Here is a 19,965-nt window from a genome sequence, read left to right on the forward strand (position 1 = left end):
CTATCCAGCCGCGCCGGGCTGGGCTAGACTGGCCGCAACCAGAAGAAAAGCCCATGAACGAGCAACGGAACGGACAGGCAGAATGACCAGACGCATTTCCCGCATCGCGACCTCGGCCGTGCTGACCATCGCCCTGGCAGGCTGCGGCGTGTCGATGAACCAGGGCCCGGGCGGTGTCGGCGGCAATTTCGGCGGGCTGCCCACGGCGGGCGGGCAGGGCTCCGAGGCCGGCTTCCAGAACTGGGTGCAAAGCTTCCGCCCGCGCGCCCTGGCGGCCGGCGTCTCGCCCGGCACCTTCGACAGCGCCATGGCGGGGGCGCATTACCAGCCCAGCATCGTGGCGCTGGACCGCAAGCAAAGCGAATTCACCAAGCCGATCTGGGACTATCTCGACGGGGCCATCGGCACCCGCGGCGCGACCGGCCGGGCGAAGGCCGCGCAATATGCCGGCACGCTTTCGGCCATCGAGGCGCGCTACGGCGTCCCGCGCGAGATCGTGCTGGCGGTCTGGGGCATGGAGTCGAATTTCGGGGCCAATCGCGGCAATACCCGGATCGTGCCGGCCTTGGCGACGCTGGCCTATGATGGCCGGCGCGGCGAATTCTTCGCCGGCGAGCTGGTGGCGGCGCTGCGCATCATCCAGTCCGGCGACGTGGACAGCGCCCATATGGTCGGAAGCTGGGCCGGGGCCATGGGGCATACGCAGTTCATGCCCTCGTCCTTCCTCTCCCACGCCGTCGATTTCAACGGCGACGGCCGCCGCGACATCTGGTCGGACGACCCGACCGACGCGCTGGCCTCGACGGCCAGCTACCTGCGCCAGAACGGCTGGCGCCCCGGCCAGAGCTGGGGGACCGAGGTCATCCTGCCGCAGGGCTTCGACTTCAACCAGGCCGGCAAGTCGGTGCAGCATTCCGGCAGCCAATGGGCGGCGATGGGCGTGCGCACGGTCAGCGGCGCGCCGGTGCCCTCGGGCTCGATCCTCGCACCGGCGGGATCGCGCGGCCCGGCCTTCCTGATCACGGAAAACTTCCGCGCCATCCTGAAATACAACGCCTCGGACAGCTACGCCCTCGGCGTGGCCTATCTGGGCGAGGCCATCGCCGGCCGCCGCGGCATCCAGGGCAGCTGGCCGCGCGGCGACCGCACGCTGTCGAACAGCGAAAAGGCCGAGATCCAGCGCCTGCTGATGGCCCGCGGCTTCGACACCGGCGGCGTGGACGGCAAGCTCGGCAGCCAGTCGACCGAGGCGATCAAGGCCTTCCAGCGTTCCCGCGGCGTGACGCCCGACGGCTATGCCGATACCCGCCTGCTGGCCATGCTGCGCAGCTAAGGAAAAGGGGCGGCCCCGAAAGCCGCCCTTCTTGCTTTCTCTGTTTCACAAATACCCAAACCGGCCGCGCAACCGGCGCGGTCAGGCCAGGATTCCGCGAAACTCGCCCAGCACCCGCGCATAGACCTCGCGCTTGAAGGGCACGATGCTGTCGACCAGATCCACCGCCCGCATCCATTGCCAGCGGTCGAATTCGGGATGCGCGGTCGCGATGCGGATGGCGTCGTCGGGGCCGAGGAAGCGCATGGCGAACCATTTCTGCTTCTGCCCGCCGTATTTGCCCTTCCAGACCTTGCCCAGCAGCTCGGGCGGCAGGTCGTAGGTCACCCAATCGGGCGTTTCCGCCACCACATCGACCAGATCGGTGGTCACTCCGGTTTCCTCGACCAGCTCGCGCAGGGCCGCCTCGCGCGGGGTCTCGCCGCGGTCGATGCCGCCTTGCGGCATCTGCCAGGCCGGGCCGGGATTGTCGATGCGCTGCCCGGCAAAGACCAGCCCCGCCGGGTTGATCAGCACCACCCCGGCGCAGGGCCGGTAGGGCAGGCCCGAGGGGCCCAGCAGATCGCCGCTCATTCCGCTTGCGCCCCCTGGGCCGCGTCCTCGCCGGTGACGGCGGGTTTCGCGGCCTCGGGCACGGCCTGGGCATGGTAATCCACCGCCGCCAGGCCCTTGAGGATATCGACGGCATAGGCCAGCTGGTAGTCCTCCTCGCGCAGCTTGGCGGTGGCCTCGACCTGCTTGGCCTCTTCCTCGATCTGCTTGCGCTCCTCGTCGCTGATCGAATCGTTGTTCAGCGCGCCGCGCAGGTCGGCTTCCGAGTTCAGGAATTTCGACTCGGTCCGCGGCTTGCCGTCCTCGTCCTCCTCCTGCGGCTTCGGCGCCGGCTGCTCGACGATGATGTCGGGCTGGATGCCCAGCGACTGGATCGAGCGGCCCGAGGGCGTGTAGTAGCGCGCCGTGGTCAGGCGGATGGCGCTTTCGGCGGTCACCGGCATCACCGTCTGCACCGAGCCCTTGCCGAAGCTCTTGGTGCCGACGACGATGGCGCGGCGGTGGTCCTGCAGCGCCCCGGTGACGATTTCCGAGGCCGAGGCCGAGCCGCCATTGATCAGCACCACCATGGGCTTGCCCTCGGCCAGGTCGCCCGCCTTGGCGTTCCAGCGTTCGCTGTCCTCGGACTTGCGGCCGCGGGTCGAGACGATCTCGCCCTTGTCGAGGAAGGCGTCCGAGACCTCGATGGCCTGGTTCAGCAGGCCGCCGGGATTGTTGCGCAGGTCCAGCACGAAGCCCGTGACCTTGTCGATGCCGCCGGCATCCTTGATCGCCTTGGCCATCTCGGTGCGCAGCGTCTCCATGGTCTCGTCGTTGAAGGTGGTGACGCGCAGCACCACGGCATGGCCCTCGATCCGGGTCTTGACCACCGTCAGCTTGATGATGTCGCGGGTGATGGTCAGGTCGAAGGGCTCCTTCTCGCCCTCGCGCAGGATGGTGATCTTGATCTCGGACCCGACCGGGCCGCGCATCTTCTCGACCGCCTCGTCGAGGTTCAGCCCCATCAGCGATTCGCCGTTCACATGGGTGATGTAGTCGCCGGCCTTCACCCCGGCCTCGGCGGCGGGCGTGTCGTCGATGGGCGAGATGACCTTGACCAGCCCGTCCTCCTGCCCGACCTCGATGCCCAGGCCCCCGAAGCTGCCCCGGGTCTGGGTCTGCATGTCGTTGTAGTCCTTGGCCGACAGGAACGAGCTGTGCGGGTCGAGCGAGGTCAGCATGCCGTTGATCGCGGCCTCGATCAGCTTCTTGTCGTCCACCTGCTCGACGTAATCGGCGCGCACGCGCTCGAAGACGTTGCCGAACAGGTCCAGCTGTTCATAGACCGAGGCGTTCTTGCCCGATTCCTGCGCGACCAGCGGGCCGGCGAATTGGGTGGCGACGGTGATGCCCGCAAGCGTGCCGATCGCCCCTGCCAGAAGATAATGTTTCATTCAGTTCCGTCCTGCCCGGTTGCGTTGCGGCCTGTCCCGTCCGTGGCCTCTCCGACAATGGGATTCATCACGAACCATTCTGCCGGGTCCAGAGTTTCCTTGCCCTTGCGGAGTTCAACATACAGTGTCTCGGTCTGTCCAGCACCGCCTCCGGCGGCGGCATTGGCGACGAATTCGGCGCCGAACTCCTGCGCGGGCGGTTCCTGCCCGCCCATCAGCCCGACCGGCTCGCCCGCCGCCAGCACGTCGCCCGTCTCGCCGAAGACCTGCGCCAGCCCGGCAAATATCATCAGATACCCCCGCGCGGGCTCAACGATCATCACATTGCCGTAATCGAGCAGCGGCCCGCGATAGCGGATCGTCGCCGGCCAGGGCACCGTCACCAGCGCGGCGGGCGAGGTGGCGATGACCATGCCCGGGCGCCGCACCCCCGAGGCGTCGGCCTCGCCATAGCGGCGCAGCACCGTGCCCAGCACCGGCAGCGCCAGGCTGCCCTGCGCCCCCTCGAAATCGGCCATGGGCGGGCCGACATCCTGCTCCATGCCGGCGATGCCCGAGGCGAAGGCGTCCAGCGTGTCGGCCGATTGCACCAGCGCCGTCAGCTCCTTGGGGTCCTCGCCGAAACGCACCGGCAGACTGGAGCGGTCGGTGACGGCCGAGGCCAGCAGACGCCGCGCCTCCTGCACCTGCCCCAGCCCCTGCGCCAGCGTGTTGGCGGCGTTCAGCTGGATGGTCCGCACGGCGCGGATTTCCTCCAGCTTCTGCTGCATCTCGCGCGCCTCGCCCTCGAGCCCGGGGGCGACCGAGGACAGGATCATCCCCGCCCGGGCCGAGGATTCCGGCCCCGAGGGATGCAGCAGCAGCATGGTCTCGGGCGATTGCTGCATCGAGGTCATCACCCCCAGCACCCGGCCCAGCCGCTCGCGCCGGGCGTCGAATTCGGTGCGGATCTCCTGCTCGCGGATGCCGGCGCGGCGCAGCCCGTCGCGCAGGGCCGCCATGCCCTGCTCGTAGGCGCGGATCATCCGGGTCAGGGCGACGACCTGGTCGTCCTCGGTCAGCGCCTCGTCGAGCTGGCCCGCCGCCTCGCGCAGCATGGTTGCGGCCTGCGCCGCCTCCTGCGCGGCCTGGCTCAGCTGCGAATCGCCCTGCGCGGGCGTCGCCGGCTGGGCCAGGGCCATCGAGCCGATGGCGACGCCCATCAGCAGCGGCAGGAGCAGCCCGTGTTTCATGCGTGCTCGATCAGCGAGGAGCCGGTCATCTCGGGCGGCAGGCCCAGGCCCATCAGGTCCAGCACGGTCGGCGCCACGTCGGCCAGCCGGCCGTTGCGCAGCCGCGCGCCTTCGGGGCCGCCGAAGACGATCACCGGCACCGGGTTGGTGGTGTGGGCGGTATGCGGCCCGCCGGTCTCGGGGTCGATGGTGGTCTCGCAATTGCCGTGGTCGGCGATGATCACGGCGGCGCCGCCGGATTTTTCCAGCGCCTCCAGCATCATGCCCAGCCCCTTGTCCACCGCCTCGCAGGCGCGGATCGCGGCGGGCAGGCTGCCGGTATGGCCGACCATGTCCGGGTTGGCATAGTTCACCACGATCAGGTCGTAGCCGGCCTCGATCGCCTCGACCAGCTTGGCACTGACCTCGGGCGCCGCCATTTCCGGCGCCAGGTCGTAGGTCGCGACCTTGGGGCTGGCCGGCATGAAGCGGTCCTCACCCGGCTCGGGGGTTTCCTTGCCGCCGTTCAGGAAGAAGGTGACATGCGGGTATTTCTCGGTCTCGGCCAGGCGGAACTGGCGCAGGCCCTTGGCGGCGACCCAGGCGCCCAGCGTGTTCACCACCTGCCGCTTGGGATAGGCGGCGTCCATGTATTCGTCATGGCTGGCGGAATAATCGACCATGCCCAGCAGCGCCGCCCATTGCGGCCGCCTGCCGGTATCGAAGGCGGCGAAATCCGGCTGGCCGATGGCGGCGAGGATCTCGCGCGCCCGGTCGGCGCGGAAGTTGAGGCAGAAGAACCCGTCGCCGTCCCCGGCGCCGGCATAGCCGTCGATCACCGTGGGCTGGATGAACTCGTCGGTCTCGTCGCGCTCATAGGCATCGGCCACGGCCTGGGCGGCATCGGGGGCGGGCAGCCCCTCGCCCCGCACCATGGCGGCATAGGCGCGGGCGACGCGGTCCCAGCGGTTGTCGCGGTCCATGGCGTAATAGCGGCCGATGACGGTGCCGATCCGGGCGGCTTCGGGCAGGCCGCGCAGCAACTCGGTGACGAAGCCCGAGGCGGATTTCGGCGGCACGTCGCGGCCGTCGGTGATGGCATGGACCACGACCGGCACGCCCTTGTCGGCGATGGCGCGGGCGGCGGCGACGACATGCCGGACATGGCCGTGCACCCCGCCATCCGAGACGACGCCCATCAGATGCGCCGTGCCGCGGCTGGCCTTGAGCTTGCGGATGAACTCGCCCAGGGCAGGGTTCTCGTAGAAGCTGCCGTCCTCGATCGCCAGGTCGATCTGGCCCAGGTCCATGGCGACGACGCGGCCGGCGCCGATATTGGTGTGGCCGACCTCGGAATTGCCCATCTGCCCCTTGGGCAGGCCGACATCCGGGCCGAAGGTCACCAGCGTCCCATGCGGGCAGTCGCGCATCAGCCGGTCGAAATTCGGCGTCCTGGCCTGGTCGGGCGCGCTCTGCTCGGGGCGCGGGGAAATGCCCCAGCCATCGAGGATGCAAAGGACGACGGGTTTCGGACGGGTCATGCGGCACCTCTTTCGCGGGTCGTGACGCTTCTACGACCGCAGGCGGCGGGGGGCAAGTTCGGGCGCGATTGTGCCGGAATCGTGAAGCCGGCCGGCGGGCGGCGATGTCACCCTGCCGTCAAGGAAGCCCGCTAAGCGGGACGCATTCCATCATCCGTCTCAGGAGGACCGACCATGTTCACCCGTCGCGATCTGCTGGCAGCGGCACCGGCCGCCGCCGCCCTCGTCTCGACCGCCGCCGCCGGCACGGCCGCGCTGGCGCAGGAGGGCGAAACCGCATCGGCCGGCTTCACCCCCTTCCGCTTCGGGGTGATCAGCGATCCGCAATTCGCCCCGGTCGTCCCGAACGCCACCGCCACCCGCTTCTATGGCAATTCGCTGTGGAAGCTGGACGCGGCCATCGCCGAGCTGAACCAGCACGACGACCTGGAATTCGTGGTGACGCTGGGCGACATCATCGACCGGCACTGGGAAAGCTACGGCCATATCCTGCCGGTCTATGACCGGCTCAGGCATCGCAAGCATTTCCTGCTTGGCAATCACGATTACGACTATCCGCCGGAATGGATTCCCTCGGTGGTCCGCACCGTGGGCATGCCGGCGCCCTATTACGATTTCGCGGTCAAGGGCATCCGCTTCATCGTGGTGGACGGCAACGACGTCTCGACCTTCGCGCCGCCCCAGGACGATCCACGCCGCACCCTGGCCGAGGAGCGGCTGGCGAAGCTGAAGGAAAGCGGCGCCGAGAACGCGCAAAGCTGGAACGGCTCGCTGTCGGACCAGCAATTCGCCTGGCTCGAGGAGCGGCTGAAGGCGGCGGCGGGGGCGGGCGAGCGCGCCATCCTGCTGTGCCACTACCCGGTCTATCCGGCGAACGAGCACAATCTCTGGGACAGCGAGCGCATCGTCGAGCTGGTCAAGGCGCATCCGCATTGCCTGGCCTGGTTCAACGGCCACAACCATGCCGGCAATTACGCCGCCATCGGCAAGCAGCATTTCGTGAACTTCCGCGGCATGGTGGATACGCCCGACCAGTCCTGCTTCGCCATCGTCACGATCCAGCAGGACCGGATCGAGATCCAGGGCTTCGGCCGCGAGGAAAGCCGGGTGCTGGACCTGGCCTGAGGCCGCTTCTTCGTTGCCCAAATACCCCGCAGGGGAGTCCGCCGCGCCTGCGGCGGACGGGGGACGCGAAGTCCCTCCGGTGCGCCGTCGATGCAGGCGGTCCCGGATCAGGCCGCTCCGCCCGCCTCGGCCGCGATCTCGGCCCGCGACTTGCGGCCGCGCTCGGTCGCGGATTTCAGCTGGCCGCAGGCCGCCATGATGTCCTCGCCCCTCGGCGTGCGGATCGGAGAGGCATAGCCGGCCTTGTGGACGATGTCGGCAAAAGCCTCGATCCGCTCCCAGCTCGACCGGCGATAGGGCGAGCCGGGCCATTCGTTGAACGGGATCAGGTTCACCTTGGCCGGGATGCCGCGGATCAGCTTGACCAGCCGGCGGGCGTCCTCGTCGCTGTCGTTCACCCCGTCCAGCATCACGTATTCGAAGGTGATGCGCTCGCTGTTCGACAGGCGCGGATAGTCGCGCAGCGCATTCAGCAGCGTCTCGATGTTCCACTTCTTGTTCACCGGCACCAGCCGGTCGCGGGTCTCGTCGGTGGTGGCGTGGAAGCTGACCGCCAGAAGGCAGCCGATCTCCTCGGCGGTCTTGGCGATCTCGGGGACGATGCCGCTGGTCGACAGCGTGATGCGGCGGCGCGACAGGCTGATGCCCTCGCCATCCATCACCACCTTCATCGCGTCGCGGACATTGTCGAAATTATACAGCGGCTCGCCCATGCCCATCAGCACGACGTTGGAAACCAGCCGCGTCTCGTCCTTGGGCGCGCCGGGCTTCGGCCATTCGCCCAGGTCGTCGCGGGCGACCATGACCTGGCCGACGATCTCGGCCGCGGTCAGGTTGCGCACCAGCTTCTGCGTGCCGGTGTGGCAGAAGGAACAGGTCAGCGTGCAGCCGACCTGCGAGCTGATGCACAGCGTGCCGCGGTTCTCCTCGGGGATGTAGACGGTCTCGACCTCGTGCCCGCCGCTGATGCGCAGCAGGTATTTGCGGGTGCCGTCGGCCGAGATCTGGCGGGTGACGATCTCGGGCAGGGCGATCTCGAACTTCTCGGCCAGCAGGGCGCGGTAGTCCTTGGCCAGGTTGGTCATCTGCGCGAAATCGCGCACGCCCCAGTGATAGAGCCATTGCCAGACCTGGCCGACGCGCATCCTCGCCTGCCGTTCCGGGGTGCCGGCCTCGATCAGCGCCTCGTGCAGCTGCGCGCGGGTCAGGCCGATCAGGTTCCGCCGCGCCGTCTCGGGCAGCTTGCGCGGGATGGTCAGCAGGTCCTGGGTGATCGGGGCGGGCGTGACGGGCGACGGGGCGTTCATGGCTGGGCTGTCCGGGCGGGGAGGGGGCAATGGGCCTATATAGGGCAGGACGGCCCAAAAGAAAACAGGGGCCGAAGCCCCTGCCTGTGCCGAATCGGTCGGGTGCGGCTTATTTGCAGGCCGCCTGCGCCTTGTTTGTCGCGGCGGTGATGCCGGACAGGCTGAACGTGTCCTTGGTCACCGTGCCGCGCGCCGAGCGCCCGGTGATGACCGCCGACGAGCCGGCCCGCAGCGCCGAGACCAGCTTGGCATCCTCGGCCGGCGAGCCGGTCCAGGCGCTTTCGCCCTCGGTGAACAGCTTGAAGACATTGCCGCCGATATTCACCTCGACCGCCGAATCCGGCGCGAAGGGGTAGCCGCCCGAGAACGAGACCTCGCCGTTCTGGCCGGGGCGATAGGCGACGTAAAGCCGGATGTCGCCGCGCGTCACTTCCTTGGGCTTGCCGCTGGTGTCCAGGTTCTGGGTGGATTTCGGGGCCGAGACGGCCCAGCATTCCTTGGGACTGTTCGCCGAGAAGACGGTCCAGTCGCCCTCGGTCCCGATTACGTTCGTCGAGTCCTGGGCCAGGACTGGCGAAGACGCGGCGATCGCGAGTGCGGCGGCTGCCGCTGCGGCGCGCGGCGCGAATTTCAACATGCTCTGGCCTCCTGCCATGGTCCGGTTCGATCCGGCTTGTTGCCGATGATGGTGGTGTTTTCAACCATCTGGCGGCAAGATAATGCGAAAAGGAAGCCGTGAAAAACCCCCGTTTGCGGAAAATCGCGCGATTGTCAGAGGAAACAGAGCCATGACCGCTGCCAGACTCATCGAATTGTGGCGTGGCGGGCTGCGCGAAAGCAGTCATCTGGGTCATGTGGTGATTTCGGATGCGAACGGCATCGTCGAAGCCTGGGGCAATCCCGGCGCGGTGATCTATCCGCGCTCCTCCTGCAAGATGATCCAGGCCCTGCCGCTGGTCGAAAGCGGCGCCGCCGATCAGGCGGGGCTGGGAAGCGAGCATCTGGCCCTGGCCTGCGCCAGCCATAACGGCGGACGCATCCATACCGAACGGGTCGCGGCCTGGCTTTCCGCCCTGGGCTTCGAGGAGGAGGACCTGCGCTGCGGCCCCCACATGCCGCGCGACCCCGAGGAGCATCGCCGGCTGCTCTGCTCGGACAGCCGGCCCTGCCAGATCCACAACAACTGCTCGGGCAAGCATGCCGGTTTCCTGACGCTCAAGCGGCACATGAAGGCCGGGCCGGAATATGTCGAGATCGACCATCCCGTGCAGCGCGCCGTGCGCCGCGCCTTCGAGGAGACGACGGGAGAGACTGCCGCCGGCTGGGGCGTCGACGGCTGCTCGGCGCCGAACTTCGCCTGCACGGTCGAGGGGCTGGCCCATGCCATGGCCGGTTTCGCCCGTCCCGGCGCCGGCGCGCGGGGCCAGGCCCAGCGGCGCCTGGTCGAGGCCATGCTGGCCCATCCCGAACTGGTCGCCGGCGAGGGGCGGGCCTGCACGGAACTCATGCGCGCCATGAAGGGCCGGGCCGTGGTCAAGACCGGTGCCGAAGCGGTCTTCGTCGGCATCGTTCCCGAACGTGGGCTGGGCATCGCGCTGAAGGTCTCGGACGGCGGCACCCGCGGCGCCGAGGCCGCGATCGCGGCCTTGCTGGTCCATCTGGGCCTGCTCGGGGAAGGCGATCCGGTGGTGCGGAAATACCTGACCGGCCCGCTGCGCAACTGGCGCGGCCTGGAAACGGGCGAATTGCGCCGCGCCGAGGGCTTCCCGGTCTGACATCCCGCCTCTCGGAAGACAGGCGATCCGCTGCCGATGCGCGACGGGGCGCATCGCGTTTCGCCGGCGGATATGGCATAGCCGACAGGTCCAGACAAATTGGGCAAAATTCTTGGTAATTTTTTGACGAGGTATCAGCATGGCGACCCTCTCCTATGATTTTTACTGGTCGGTCTATTCCGCCACCCTTGCCGATGTCGCGGCCGAGCTTGCCGCGCAGATGGCGCGGCTGCCGACGATCAACCGCATCGCCGGGACCGCGGGCAACGACCGGCTGGACGGCACCGATTGCGACGACGCGTTGCTGGGCGGCGCCGGCAACGACGTGATGCGCGGCTTTGGCGGCAACGATTTCCTGCATGGCGGTCTGGGCAACGACCGCATGTGGGGCGGCGACGGCGGCGATTCCATGCATGGCTGCAACGGCAACGACCAGATGTGGGGCCAGGCCGGCAACGACTTCATGCATGGCGGTCTGGGTCACGACCAGATCTGGGGCGGCCTGGGCAATGACCGCCTGCACGGCTGTTTCGGCGACGACACCCTGCGGGGCGAGGCGGGGCATGATTTCCTGCATGGCGGCTTCGGCGACGACCAGCTGTTCGGCGGCGCCGGCAACGACACGCTCAACGGCTGTTTCGGCGACGACTTGATCGACGGCGGTGCCGGCAACGACCTGCTTTCCGGCGGTTACGGGCGCGACACCTTTGTCTTCAACGGCGGCCGGGACCGGATCATCGACTTCGAGACTGGCAGCGCCGCCTGCGGCTGCGGCACCGGTCACGAGGCCGAGCTGATCCGCATCGACATCGCCGGGTTGGACAGCCATGCCGATCTGATGGCAGCTGCCGAACAGGTCGGCGGCGATACCGTCTTCGACTTCGGCGGCGGCAATGCGCTGGTGCTGCAGGGCGTGGCGCTGGCCGACCTGGACGAGACGATGTTCGTCTTCGCCTGACCGGGGACGGGCGGGGCCTTGCGCCTTGCCCGCTTCGACCCAAAAGGGGGCTTTGCCCCCGCGCGTTCCGCGCTCCCCCAGGATATTTGGACAAGAAAGAAACCGGGCGGTTGGGGGTGCCCTTCGCCATGCTTCTTTCTTGGAGAAATATCCTGCGGGGGAAGCCCGTCGGGCCTGCCCGGCGGGCGTGGGGGCGCAAAGCCCCCATTTCTAAAGAAGCTGCCAGATCAGCCGCAGCGCCAGAACGGTCGAGGTGGCGACCAGCAGCGGCTTGATCACCCGCGCGCCGATCCGCATCGCCAGCCGCGCGCCCAGCATCGCGCCGGCGATCTGCGCCACGGCCATGGCGCCGCCGAGCAGCCAGAGCGGCTTGCCCACCGCGGCGAAGGCGACCAGTCCGCCAAGGTTCGAGGCGAAGTTCAGCAGTTTCGTATGCGCCGTCGCCTTGAGGATGCCGTAGCCCGCCAGCATGACGAAGCCCAGCATGAAGAACGAGCCGGTTCCCGGGCCGACCAGACCGTCGTAAAAGGCCACGACGGGCACCACGCAGGCGGTGAAGGCGGCCGGGGCGATGCGGCGCATGCGGTCGGTATCGTCCAGCCCCGGCTTCAGCGCGAAGAATACGGCGATGCCGATCAGCACCAGCGGCAGCCCGTAGCGCAGCGCCTGCGTGGGGATCCAGGTGACCAGAGCCGCGCCGCAGAGCCCGGCGGCGAAGGCCACCGCCGCCGCGCCGATCTGTCCGCGCAGGTCCACCAGCCCACGTCGCGCATAGGCGATCGCCGCCGTCGCCGCGCCGAACACGCCCTGGACCTTGTTGGTTGCCAGCGCCTGGGCGGGCGGCACTCCGGCCAGCATCAGCGCGGGCACGGTGATGAGCCCGCCTCCGCCGGCGATGGCATCGACGAAACCGGCCGCGAAGGCGGCGCCGGCCAGCAGCAGCACGAGGTCGAGAGAGAGTTCGAACATGCCGCCCCTTTGGGGCGCCGTTCGGGAAATGTAAAGCCGGGCCGATAGCGCGGGCGGGCGAGTATTCGGGAGCGGGGATGGCCTTCGCGCCCTGCGCCGGGTGCGGATTGCAGAAGTATTCGGGAAACGGCGAACCCGTTCAGGCGCGGGGATGGGCGGCGCGATAGACGGCCAGCAGGTGGGCGTCGTCCACGCCGGTATAGACCTGGGTGGTGGACAGGCTGGCATGGCCCAGCAGTTCCTGGATGGTGCGCAGGTCTCCGCCTGCCGCCAGCAGATGCGTGGCGAAGGAATGGCGCAGGGCATGCGGCGTCGCGCTTGGCGGCAGGCCCATCACCTGCCGGGCGTGGCGCATGGCCCCCGAGATCAGCGCCGGGTTCAGCCGGCCGCCGCGCGCGCCGCGAAACAGCGCCGCCGCCGGTTCGAGCGGATAGGGGCAAAGGCGCAGGTATTCGGCGATCGCTTCGCGGGCGGCGGGCAGCACCGGCACCTGGCGTTCCTTGCCGCCCTTGCCGCGGATGGTCAGCGCCTCGCGCAGCGGCCAGTCGGCGCCGTCCAGCCCCAGCGCCTCGGAGATGCGCAACCCGCAGCCCCAGAGCAGCGTCAGCACCGCCACGTCGCGGGCGGCGATCCAGGCTTCGGGATGGGTGTCGCCGGTGATTTCCAGCAGCGCCTCGGCCTGGTCCGGGGCCAGCGGGCGCGGCAGCGAGCGGGTGAATTTCGGCCCGCGCGAGGCCAGCGCCCTGGAGGCGTCGAAGCCGTGGCGGTCCGACATCCAGCGGATGAAGCTGCGCGTCGCCGAAAGCCTGCGCGCCAGCGAGCGGGCCGAAAGCCCGCGCCCGCGCTCGGCGGCGGCAAAGGCGCGCATGTCGGATTGCGTCAGCTGGCCCAGCGTCGCCGGCAAGGCGGGCGTGCCGTGATAGCCGCCGAGAAAGGCCAGAAAGGCCAGCAGGTCGGCCTGATAGGCGCGGATCGTGTGGTCGGAACGGTCGCGCGTCGCGCGTTCGCTGTCGAGCCAGCGCGCGAGATCGTCGGCCATGGCCGGGGCCAGCGCCAAAGGCTCGGCCCCGCCGGTCATTTCCTGAGCCAGGAGATCAGCACCAGCCGGAAGGCCTGGCCGAAGAAGCGCAGAAGATCCGTGCCCTGCGCCGGGTTGAAGCGCCCCAGATCGGCCGAGCCCATCAGCAGCAGCGCCGGGAAGCGGCCGGGCCCGAGGTCGATGGGCAGCAGCGCCTCGGAGCGGATCGGGGCGCGGGCCTCGCCATGGAAGGGCAGGGTCTCGCGCGCCAGGCGGCGCAGCACGATGTCGTCGCCGCGCGGCATCCGCCGCCCGCCCGAGATCAGCCGGGCCACCGTGCCGGAGGGCGCGATCACCAGCGGGCCGCTGGCTTCCGGCGCCGGGATCTCGCCGCCCGATTCCATCACCAGCCGCAGGGTTTCCACCCGCAGGATCGGCGCCACGGCGACGTCGAGGTTTTCCAGGAACTCCTCGAAATCCGTCGGTTCCAGCAGCGACAGCACGGCGCGGTGGATGGTGTTCATCCCCGACTGGTTGTCATAGGCGGCCGAGATCACCGATTCATGCGCCGCCTCGAGCCGGTCGAGCCGCGATTCCAGCGCCTGCATGGCGCGGCCGCGGATGTCGATGACGTTCTCGCCCACCTCGGCCTCGCGCGCGCCGATCAGCGCGCGCATCAGGTCGCGATCCGCGAGGATCAGCTCGGGCTGCGCCAGCAGCCGGGCGCGGATGTCCTCGGGCAGTTCGGCCGCGGTCTGCTCGGTCATCAGACGATCTTCTGCCCGGTCTTGGCCCAGTCGGCGGTGAACTGCTCCAGCCCCTTGTCGGTCAGCACGTGATTCGCCATCGCCTTGATGACCGCGGGCGGGGCAGTGATGACGTCGGCGCCGATGCGGGCGGCGTCGGTGATGTGGTTCACCGAGCGGATCGAGGCGGCCAGGATCTGGGTCTGGAAGTCGTAATTGTCATAGATCTCGCGGATCTGGGCGATCAGCTCCATGCCGTCGAAGTTGATGTCGTCGAGCCGGCCGATGAAGGGGCTGATGAAGGTGGCGCCGGCCTTGGCGGCAAGGATCGCCTGCGCGGCGCTGAAGCACAGCGTCACGTTGACCTTGTGGCCCTGCGACGACAGCGCCTTGCAGGCTTTCAGCCCGTCCCAGGTCAGCGGCACCTTGACGGTGATGTTCGGGGCGATCTTCACCAGGTGCTCGCCCTCGCGGATCATGTCCTCGGCCTTCAGGGCGACGACCTCGGCGCTGACCGGACCCTCGACGATGTCGCAGATCTCCTTGGTGACTTCCAGGATGTCGCGGCCCGATTTCAGGATCAGCGACGGGTTGGTGGTGACGCCGTCCACCATGCCAAGGTCGTTCAGTTCGCGGATCGCGGCGACGTCGGCGGTATCGACAAAGAATTTCATGGGAGGGAGCCCTTCTTGCGGTTTTGCCGTGGGTTTAGCGCATAACAGCCGGCGCGTGAAGTCCGGCCTGCGCGGCTTGCGGGCCCGGCTTGCGGGGCAGGGCGCCGACATGCCACTAGTGGCGGACCTTTTGGATCACGCTTATCCGCCGTTGCCGCAGGAGGAATGCACTTGGAAGCCCTTCAGCCCGATCTTATCGACCTGTTGCCGGCCCTGGCCGCCGGTCCGTTCCTGGTGGGAAACTGGCCGCTGCTGCTGCTGATCGGCTGGGCGGCGCTGCCGGCCTGAGATGTCCCCGCCGCTGTTCTATCCCCATGGCGCGCGCATCGCGGTGCTGACGCAGGAGGTGGTCGGCATCCTCGACTATCTCGCGCCCGAGGGCGGCGTGCGGCTGGGCCAGCTGGTGGTGGTGCCGCTGGGCCCGCGCCGGGTGATGGGCGCGGTCTGGGGGCCGGGGATCGGCGATTTCGATGCGGCGAAGCTGCGGCCGGTGGCGCGGCTGATCGATGCGCCGCCGCTGGCGCCGGGGATGATCGAGTTCCTGGCCCGGATGGGCGAATACACGCTGACGCCGCTGCCGTCGCTTTTGCGCATGGCGACGCGGGCGCCGGATCTGGACCAGCCGCCCTCGGCGCGCCGCATCATCCATCGCGCCGGGCCCGAGCCCGCGCGCATGACCGATGCCCGCGCCGCCGTGCTGCGGGTGATCGAGGATCACGGCGGCGCCGGCTTCGCCCCGGGCGAGCTGGCGCAGCTGGCCGGGGTCAGCGCGTCGGTGGTGCAGGGGCTGGTCAAGGCCGGCACGCTGGCCGAGGTGCTGGCGCCGCGCGACGTGCCCTATCCGCGGCTGGACGCCGGCCTGCCGGGCAAGCCGCTGGCCCCCGATCAGCTTGAGGCGGCCGAGACCCTGCGCGCGGCGCTGAAGACCCGCGGCTATGGCACCACGCTGCTGCGCGGCGTCACCGGCTCGGGCAAGACCGAGGTTTACCTTGAGGCGGTCGCGGAATGCCTGCGGCAGGGCCGGCAGGCGCTGGTGCTGCTGCCCGAGATCGCGCTTTCGGCCGAGTTCCTCGACCGGGTCGAGGCGCGCTTCGGCGCCCGGCCCGGGGAATGGCATTCCGGCATCACCCGCAGCGAACGCCGGCGGCTCTGGACCATGGCGGCGCAAAACCATGTCGGGCTGGTGGTGGGCGCGCGTTCGGCGCTGTTCCTGCCCTTTGCCGATCTGGGCCTGATCGTCGTCGATGAGGAACACGATTCCAGCTACAAGCAGGAGGATGCGGTCTATTACAGCGCCCGCGACATGGCGGTGCTGCGCGCCAGCATCGAAGCCGCGCAGGTGGTGCTGGCCTCGGCCACGCCCTCGGTCGAAAGCTGGGTGAATGCGGCCTCGGGGAAATACCGCCGTCTGGACCTGCGGGCGCGCTATGGCACGGCGGACCTGCCCGAGATGGGCACCATCGACCTGCGCCAGCAGGAGATGGAGAAGGGCCGCTGGATCAGCCCCCGGCTTGCCGCCGAAATCCGCGCCCGCAAGGAACGCGGCGAGCAGTCGCTGCTGTTCTTGAACCGGCGCGGCTATGCGCCGATCACCGCCTGCCGCGCCTGCGGCCAGCAGATCGGCTGCGACCATTGCGACGCCCGCATGGTCGAGCACCGCTTCCAGAACCGCCTGGTCTGCCACCAATGCGGCGCGACCAAGCCGATCCCGACCGCCTGTCCCGCCTGCGGCGTCGAGGGCAAGCTGACCGCCATCGGGCCGGGGGTGGAACGGCTGGCCGAGGAAGTGGCCGAGCGTTTCCCCGAGGCGAAGGCGACGGTGCTGTCCTCGGACCTGTTCCACTCGGCGCGGGCGCTGAAGGAGGCGATCGCCGAGATCGGCGCGGGCGGGACCGATATCATCATCGGCACGCAGATCGTCGCCAAGGGCCACAACTTCCCGCGCCTGACGCTGGTGGGCGTGATCGATGCCGACCTGGGCCTGCAGGGCGCCGACCTGCGCGCGGCCGAGCGCAGCTTCCAGCTGATGCGGCAGGTGGCGGGACGGGCCGGGCGCGAGGGCGGCGATGCGCGGGGGCTGGCGCTTCTGCAGACCTATCAGCCCGAGCATCCGGTGATCCGCGCCATCCTCTCGGGCGAGGACGAGGCGTTCTGGGATGCCGAGGCGGCGGCGCGGCAGGCGGCGGGGATGCCGCCCTTCGGCCGGCTGGCGGGGATCATCCTGTCGCATCCCGACCAGCCGGTGGTCGAGGACTATGCCCGCGACCTGGCCCGCCGCGCCGAGCCGCTGCGCAGCATCGGCGCCGAACTGTTCGGCCCGGCGCCCGCGCCCATCGCCCGCATCCGCGCCCGCTTCCGGGTGCGGATGCTGATCCGCGCGCCGCGCCAGGCGCCGGTGCAGGGCGCCATCGCGCAATGGCTGGCCCGGGCGCCGAAGCCGCCGGCCAACCTGCGGCTTGCCGTCGATATCGACCCGCAAAGCTTCCTGTGACGAATGGTCCGGGCGGGGCCGCCGGCCGCTCATGCCGGCGGCGCCGGGGCGGCCGCGCAGGGCCATGCCGGCCGGTGCCTTCGCACCCTGCCGCTGATGAAAACGCCCGGGAACCGTCGCCGGGCCCCGGGCTGCAATCGTTACGCAAACAGGCCCCCCGGGACGTTCCCGTCCCGGAAGTGCCGGACCCGATCAGGCTTGCAGATCGAAGCGATCCGCGTTCATCACCTTCGTCCAGGCGGCGACGAAATCGTTGACGAACTTGCCGGCATTGTCGTCCTGGGCGTAAACCTCGGCATAGGAGCGCAGGATCGAGTTCGAGCCGAACACCAGGTCCACCCGCGTAGCCGTCCATTTCACCGCGTCGGTCTTGCGGTCGCGGATCTCGTAGAGGCCGTTTTCCAGCGGCTTCCAGCTGTTGCCCATGTCGGTCAGGTTCACGAAGAAATCCGTGGTCAGCTGGCCGACGCGGTCGGTGAAGACGCCGTGGCGGCTGCCGCCATGGTTGGTGCCCAGGACCCGCATGCCGCCGACCAGCGCCACCATCTCGGGCGCGGTCAGGCCCATCAGCTGGGTGCGGTCCAGCATCAGCTCCTCGGGGCTGACCAGATAGTCCTGCTTCAGCCAGTTGCGATAGCCGTCGTGGATCGGCTCCAGCACCGCGAAGCTTTCGGCATCGGTCATCTCGGCGGTGGCATCGCCGCGGCCCGGCGCGAAGGGTACCTCGATGTCGAAGCCCGCCGCCTTGGCCGCCAGTTCGACCCCGACATTGCCGGCCAGCACGATGGTGTCGGCCAGGCTGGCGCCGAATTCGGCCGCCAGCGGTTCAAGCACCGCAAGCACGCGGGCCAGGCGCTCGGGCTCGTTGCCCTCCCAGTCCTTCTGCGGCGCCAGGCGGATGCGCGCGCCATTGGCCCCGCCCCGCATGTCCGAGCCGCGGAAGGTCCGCGCGCTGTCCCAGGCGGTGGCGATCATCTCGGCGATGGTCAGGCCGCTGTCGGCGATGCGCGCCTTGAGCCCGGCGATGTTGTAGGTCTTGCTGCCCTCGGGGATCGGGTCCTGCCAGATCAGGTCCTCGGCCGGAACGTCCGGGCCCAGATAGCGCGATTTCGGCCCCATGTCGCGATGGGTCAGCTTGAACCAGGCGCGGGCGAAGGCATCGCTGAACGCCTCGAAGTCGTTCATGAAGCGCAGCGAGATCTCGCGATAGATCGGATCGACCTTCAGCGCCATGTCGGCATCGGTCATCATCGGCATGACGCGGATCGAGGGATCCTCGACATCGACCGGCATGTCCTCTTCGGCGATCGAGATCGGCTGCCATTGCGAGGCGCCCGCCGGGCTGTGGGTCAGCGTCCATTCATGCTTGAACAGCATCTGGAAGAAGCCGTTGTCCCATTGGGTCGGGTTGGTGGTCCAGGCGCCTTCCAGCCCCGAGACCACGGTGTTGCGCCCGATGCCGCGGCCCTTGGTGTTCATCCAGCCCAGGCCCTGGAACTCGGGACCGGCGGTTTCGGGATCGGGGCTCAGGTCGGCGGCGCTGCCGTTGCCGTGGCACTTGCCGACGGTGTGGCCGCCGGCGGTCAGCGCCACGGTCTCTTCGTCGTTCATGCCCATGCGGGCGAAGGTCTCGCGCATCTGGTAGGCGGTGGCCTGCGGGTCGGACTTGCCGTTCACCCCCTCGGGGTTGACGTAGATCAGGCCCATCTGCACGGCGGCCAGCGGGTTGGCCAGCGTGCCGGGATTCTGGACGTCGCCATAGCGGGAATCGCTGGGCGCCAGCCATTCCTTCTCATCGCCCCAATAGGTGTCCTTCTCGGGGTGCCAGATGTCCTGGCGGCCGAAGGCGAAGCCATAGGTCTTGAGCCCGGCCTGCTCATAGGCGATGGTGCCGGCCAGCACGATCAGGTCGGCCCAGCTGATCTTGTTGCCGTATTTCTTCTTGATCGGCCAAAGCAGGCGGCGGCCCTTGTCGGTATTGACGTTGTCGGGCCAGCTGTTCAGCGGCGCGAAACGCTGGTTGCCGGTATTGGCGCCGCCCCGGCCGTCCGAGGTGCGGTAGGAGCCGGCGGCATGCCAGGCGGTGCGGGCGAACATGCCGACATAGCTGCCGTAATCGGCCGGCCACCAGTCCTGGCTGTCGGTCATCAGCGCCCGCAGGTCTGCCTTCAGCGCCTCGACGTCCAGCTTCTGCAGCTCTGCGCGATAGTTGAAATCCTTGCCCAGCGGGTTGGTCTTGCTGTCGTGCTGATGCAGGATGTCGAGGTTCAGCGCGTTCGGCCACCACGCCATGACTGAGCTGCCCATCGCGGTCATCCCGCCATGCATCACCGGGCACTTGCCGGTGGTCTTGATGTCGTTTCCGTCCATGATCGCTCTCCTTTGCTGGGTCGTGCCGCCGGGGCGGCGCAGATACCGGGTGCGGACCGCGGCCGCCATGCGACCGCAGCGGATGGCTCGTGCGAATCTGCACTCCCTCTGCCGACAGGTTCTAGCAGCTTTAAAAATACTTGGAATTTATATGTTTGTATGGCTATGATAATCTTTAGTTATGATCCTGCCCAAGGTGCTTCAGCCGTTCAGCCGTTCAGCCGTTCAGCCGTTCAGCCGTTCAGCCGTTCAGCCGTTCAGCCGTTCAGCCGTTCAGCCGCGCGGGCGGGCGCGGTCCATCAGGCCGCGGATCCAGCGCCCCGAGGCCCAGGCCGCCGGCACGCCCAGCACCAGCGCGGCCCCGGCCGCCCGCAGCGGTGCCAGCACCGGCAGGCCGGTCCAGCTGGCCAGCAGCGACAGCATGAACAGGTTGATCCAGACCGCCGCCGCCGCGAAGGGATA

17 protein-coding genes are annotated in these 19,965 nt (G+C 68.9%); 5 read left to right on the forward strand and 12 right to left on the reverse strand.

Annotated features, from left to right (window positions below):
* Positions 1-82 precede the first annotated feature (82 nt).
* Entirely contained in the window at positions 83-1,333 is a 1,251-nt protein-coding gene (locus tag L632_RS0119590; RefSeq protein WP_028713181.1) for a lytic murein transglycosylase, read from the forward strand.
* Between the two features lie 81 nt (positions 1,334-1,414).
* Here L632_RS0119590 and L632_RS0119595 read toward each other — a convergent pair whose 3' ends face one another.
* From L632_RS0119595 to gpmI, 4 genes are read right to left on the reverse strand one after another with little or no spacing between them, the layout of a single operon-like run.
* Positions 1,415-1,906: an RNA pyrophosphohydrolase gene (locus tag L632_RS0119595; RefSeq protein ID WP_028713180.1), complete on the reverse strand. Its 492-nt coding sequence runs from the start codon at positions 1,904-1,906 to the stop codon at positions 1,415-1,417.
* Positions 1,903-3,318 carry a S41 family peptidase gene (locus L632_RS0119600; RefSeq protein ID WP_028713179.1) on the reverse strand — a complete coding sequence of 472 codons (1,416 nt, stop codon included), beginning with the start codon at positions 3,316-3,318 and terminating at the stop codon, positions 1,903-1,905. The genes L632_RS0119595 and L632_RS0119600 overlap by 4 nt, the downstream gene beginning before the upstream one ends.
* Positions 3,315-4,550, reverse strand: a complete 1,236-nt coding sequence (locus L632_RS0119605) for a murein hydrolase activator EnvC (RefSeq protein ID WP_028713178.1) — start codon at positions 4,548-4,550, stop codon at positions 3,315-3,317. The genes L632_RS0119600 and L632_RS0119605 overlap by 4 nt, the downstream gene beginning before the upstream one ends.
* Positions 4,547-6,070, reverse strand: a complete 1,524-nt coding sequence (gene gpmI / locus L632_RS0119610) for a 2,3-bisphosphoglycerate-independent phosphoglycerate mutase (RefSeq protein ID WP_028713177.1) — start codon at positions 6,068-6,070, stop codon at positions 4,547-4,549. Before gpmI ends, L632_RS0119605 begins: the two co-directional genes overlap by 4 nt.
* Positions 6,071-6,244: 174 nt before the next feature.
* Between gpmI and L632_RS0119615 the strand changes: the two genes are divergently transcribed.
* The gene (locus tag L632_RS0119615) at positions 6,245-7,195 is read left to right on the forward strand and encodes a metallophosphoesterase (RefSeq protein ID WP_028717412.1); all 951 of its coding nucleotides are present in this window, start codon (positions 6,245-6,247) and stop codon (positions 7,193-7,195) included.
* 107 nt (positions 7,196-7,302) lie between these two features.
* Here L632_RS0119615 and rlmN read toward each other — a convergent pair whose 3' ends face one another.
* Positions 7,303-8,502, reverse strand: coding sequence for a 23S rRNA (adenine(2503)-C(2))-methyltransferase RlmN (gene rlmN / locus L632_RS0119620; RefSeq protein ID WP_028713175.1), 1,200 nt, complete (start codon positions 8,500-8,502; stop codon positions 7,303-7,305).
* A gap of 109 nt (positions 8,503-8,611) precedes the next feature.
* Complete coding sequence (locus L632_RS0119625) at positions 8,612-9,139, reverse strand: invasion associated locus B family protein (protein WP_028713174.1); 528 nt, start codon at positions 9,137-9,139, stop codon at positions 8,612-8,614.
* Positions 9,140-9,290: 151 nt separating this feature from the next.
* On the opposite strand from L632_RS0119625, the gene L632_RS0119630 reads away from it, so the two are divergent.
* Positions 9,291-10,277 (forward strand): asparaginase, encoded by a 987-nt coding sequence (locus L632_RS0119630; protein WP_028717413.1) that lies wholly within the window; start codon positions 9,291-9,293, stop codon positions 10,275-10,277.
* A 139-nt stretch (positions 10,278-10,416) separates the two neighbouring features.
* Complete coding sequence (locus tag L632_RS0119635) at positions 10,417-11,235, forward strand: calcium-binding protein (RefSeq protein ID WP_051476504.1); 819 nt, start codon at positions 10,417-10,419, stop codon at positions 11,233-11,235.
* 210 nt (positions 11,236-11,445) lie between these two features.
* Here the strand turns inward: L632_RS0119635 and L632_RS0119640 are convergent, their stop codons facing one another.
* The 4 genes from L632_RS0119640 to fsa all read right to left on the reverse strand — a co-directional run bounded on the left by L632_RS0119640 (position 11,446) and on the right by fsa (position 14,642).
* Positions 11,446-12,204: a TSUP family transporter gene (locus L632_RS0119640; RefSeq protein ID WP_028717415.1), complete on the reverse strand. Its 759-nt coding sequence runs from the start codon at positions 12,202-12,204 to the stop codon at positions 11,446-11,448.
* A 139-nt stretch (positions 12,205-12,343) separates the two neighbouring features.
* The gene (locus tag L632_RS0119645; RefSeq protein ID WP_028713170.1) at positions 12,344-13,282 is read right to left on the reverse strand and encodes a tyrosine recombinase XerC; all 939 of its coding nucleotides are present in this window, start codon (positions 13,280-13,282) and stop codon (positions 12,344-12,346) included.
* On the reverse strand, positions 13,279-13,989 hold the full coding sequence (locus tag L632_RS0119650; protein ID WP_028713169.1) for a DUF484 family protein: 711 nt from the start codon (positions 13,987-13,989) through the stop codon (positions 13,279-13,281). Before L632_RS0119650 ends, L632_RS0119645 begins: the two co-directional genes overlap by 4 nt.
* Positions 13,989-14,642, reverse strand: a complete 654-nt coding sequence (gene fsa / locus L632_RS0119655) for a fructose-6-phosphate aldolase (RefSeq protein WP_024843021.1) — start codon at positions 14,640-14,642, stop codon at positions 13,989-13,991. The genes L632_RS0119650 and fsa overlap by 1 nt, the downstream gene beginning before the upstream one ends.
* 289 nt (positions 14,643-14,931) lie before the next feature.
* On the opposite strand from fsa, the gene L632_RS0119665 reads away from it, so the two are divergent.
* Positions 14,932-17,133: a primosomal protein N' gene (locus L632_RS0119665; protein WP_028717416.1), complete on the forward strand. Its 2,202-nt coding sequence runs from the start codon at positions 14,932-14,934 to the stop codon at positions 17,131-17,133.
* A gap of 192 nt (positions 17,134-17,325) precedes the next feature.
* On the opposite strand, the gene katG is transcribed toward L632_RS0119665, so the two are convergent.
* Positions 17,326-19,503, reverse strand: a complete 2,178-nt coding sequence (gene katG / locus L632_RS0119670; RefSeq protein ID WP_028717417.1) for a catalase/peroxidase HPI — start codon at positions 19,501-19,503, stop codon at positions 17,326-17,328.
* A 273-nt stretch (positions 19,504-19,776) separates the two neighbouring features.
* The coding region (locus L632_RS24775) for a hypothetical protein (RefSeq protein WP_028717418.1) at positions 19,777-19,965 on the reverse strand (189 nt) is incomplete at its 5' end.

The sequence above is a fragment of the Paracoccus sp. J39 genome, from assembly GCF_000518925.1.
In the GTDB taxonomy this organism is placed as follows: domain Bacteria; phylum Pseudomonadota; class Alphaproteobacteria; order Rhodobacterales; family Rhodobacteraceae; genus Paracoccus.

Coding starts and splice junctions, on each gene's coding strand:
- L632_RS0119590 (WP_028713181.1), top strand. CDS start 83: ATGACCAGACGCATTTCCCGCATCGCGACCTCGGCCGTGCTGACCATC.
- L632_RS0119595 (WP_028713180.1), bottom strand. CDS start 1,906: ATGAGCGGCGATCTGCTGGGCCCCTCGGGCCTGCCCTACCGGCCCTGC.
- L632_RS0119600 (WP_028713179.1), bottom strand. CDS start 3,318: ATGAAACATTATCTTCTGGCAGGGGCGATCGGCACGCTTGCGGGCATC.
- L632_RS0119605 (WP_028713178.1), bottom strand. CDS start 4,550: ATGAAACACGGGCTGCTCCTGCCGCTGCTGATGGGCGTCGCCATCGGC.
- gpmI (WP_028713177.1), bottom strand. CDS start 6,070: ATGACCCGTCCGAAACCCGTCGTCCTTTGCATCCTCGATGGCTGGGGC.
- L632_RS0119615 (WP_028717412.1), top strand. CDS start 6,245: ATGTTCACCCGTCGCGATCTGCTGGCAGCGGCACCGGCCGCCGCCGCC.
- rlmN (WP_028713175.1), bottom strand. CDS start 8,502: ATGAACGCCCCGTCGCCCGTCACGCCCGCCCCGATCACCCAGGACCTG.
- L632_RS0119625 (WP_028713174.1), bottom strand. CDS start 9,139: ATGTTGAAATTCGCGCCGCGCGCCGCAGCGGCAGCCGCCGCACTCGCG.
- L632_RS0119630 (WP_028717413.1), top strand. CDS start 9,291: ATGACCGCTGCCAGACTCATCGAATTGTGGCGTGGCGGGCTGCGCGAA.
- L632_RS0119635 (WP_051476504.1), top strand. CDS start 10,417: ATGGCGACCCTCTCCTATGATTTTTACTGGTCGGTCTATTCCGCCACC.
- L632_RS0119640 (WP_028717415.1), bottom strand. CDS start 12,204: ATGTTCGAACTCTCTCTCGACCTCGTGCTGCTGCTGGCCGGCGCCGCC.
- L632_RS0119645 (WP_028713170.1), bottom strand. CDS start 13,282: ATGACCGGCGGGGCCGAGCCTTTGGCGCTGGCCCCGGCCATGGCCGAC.
- L632_RS0119650 (WP_028713169.1), bottom strand. CDS start 13,989: ATGACCGAGCAGACCGCGGCCGAACTGCCCGAGGACATCCGCGCCCGG.
- fsa (WP_024843021.1), bottom strand. CDS start 14,642: ATGAAATTCTTTGTCGATACCGCCGACGTCGCCGCGATCCGCGAACTG.
- L632_RS0119665 (WP_028717416.1), top strand. CDS start 14,932: ATGTCCCCGCCGCTGTTCTATCCCCATGGCGCGCGCATCGCGGTGCTG.
- katG (WP_028717417.1), bottom strand. CDS start 19,503: ATGGACGGAAACGACATCAAGACCACCGGCAAGTGCCCGGTGATGCAT.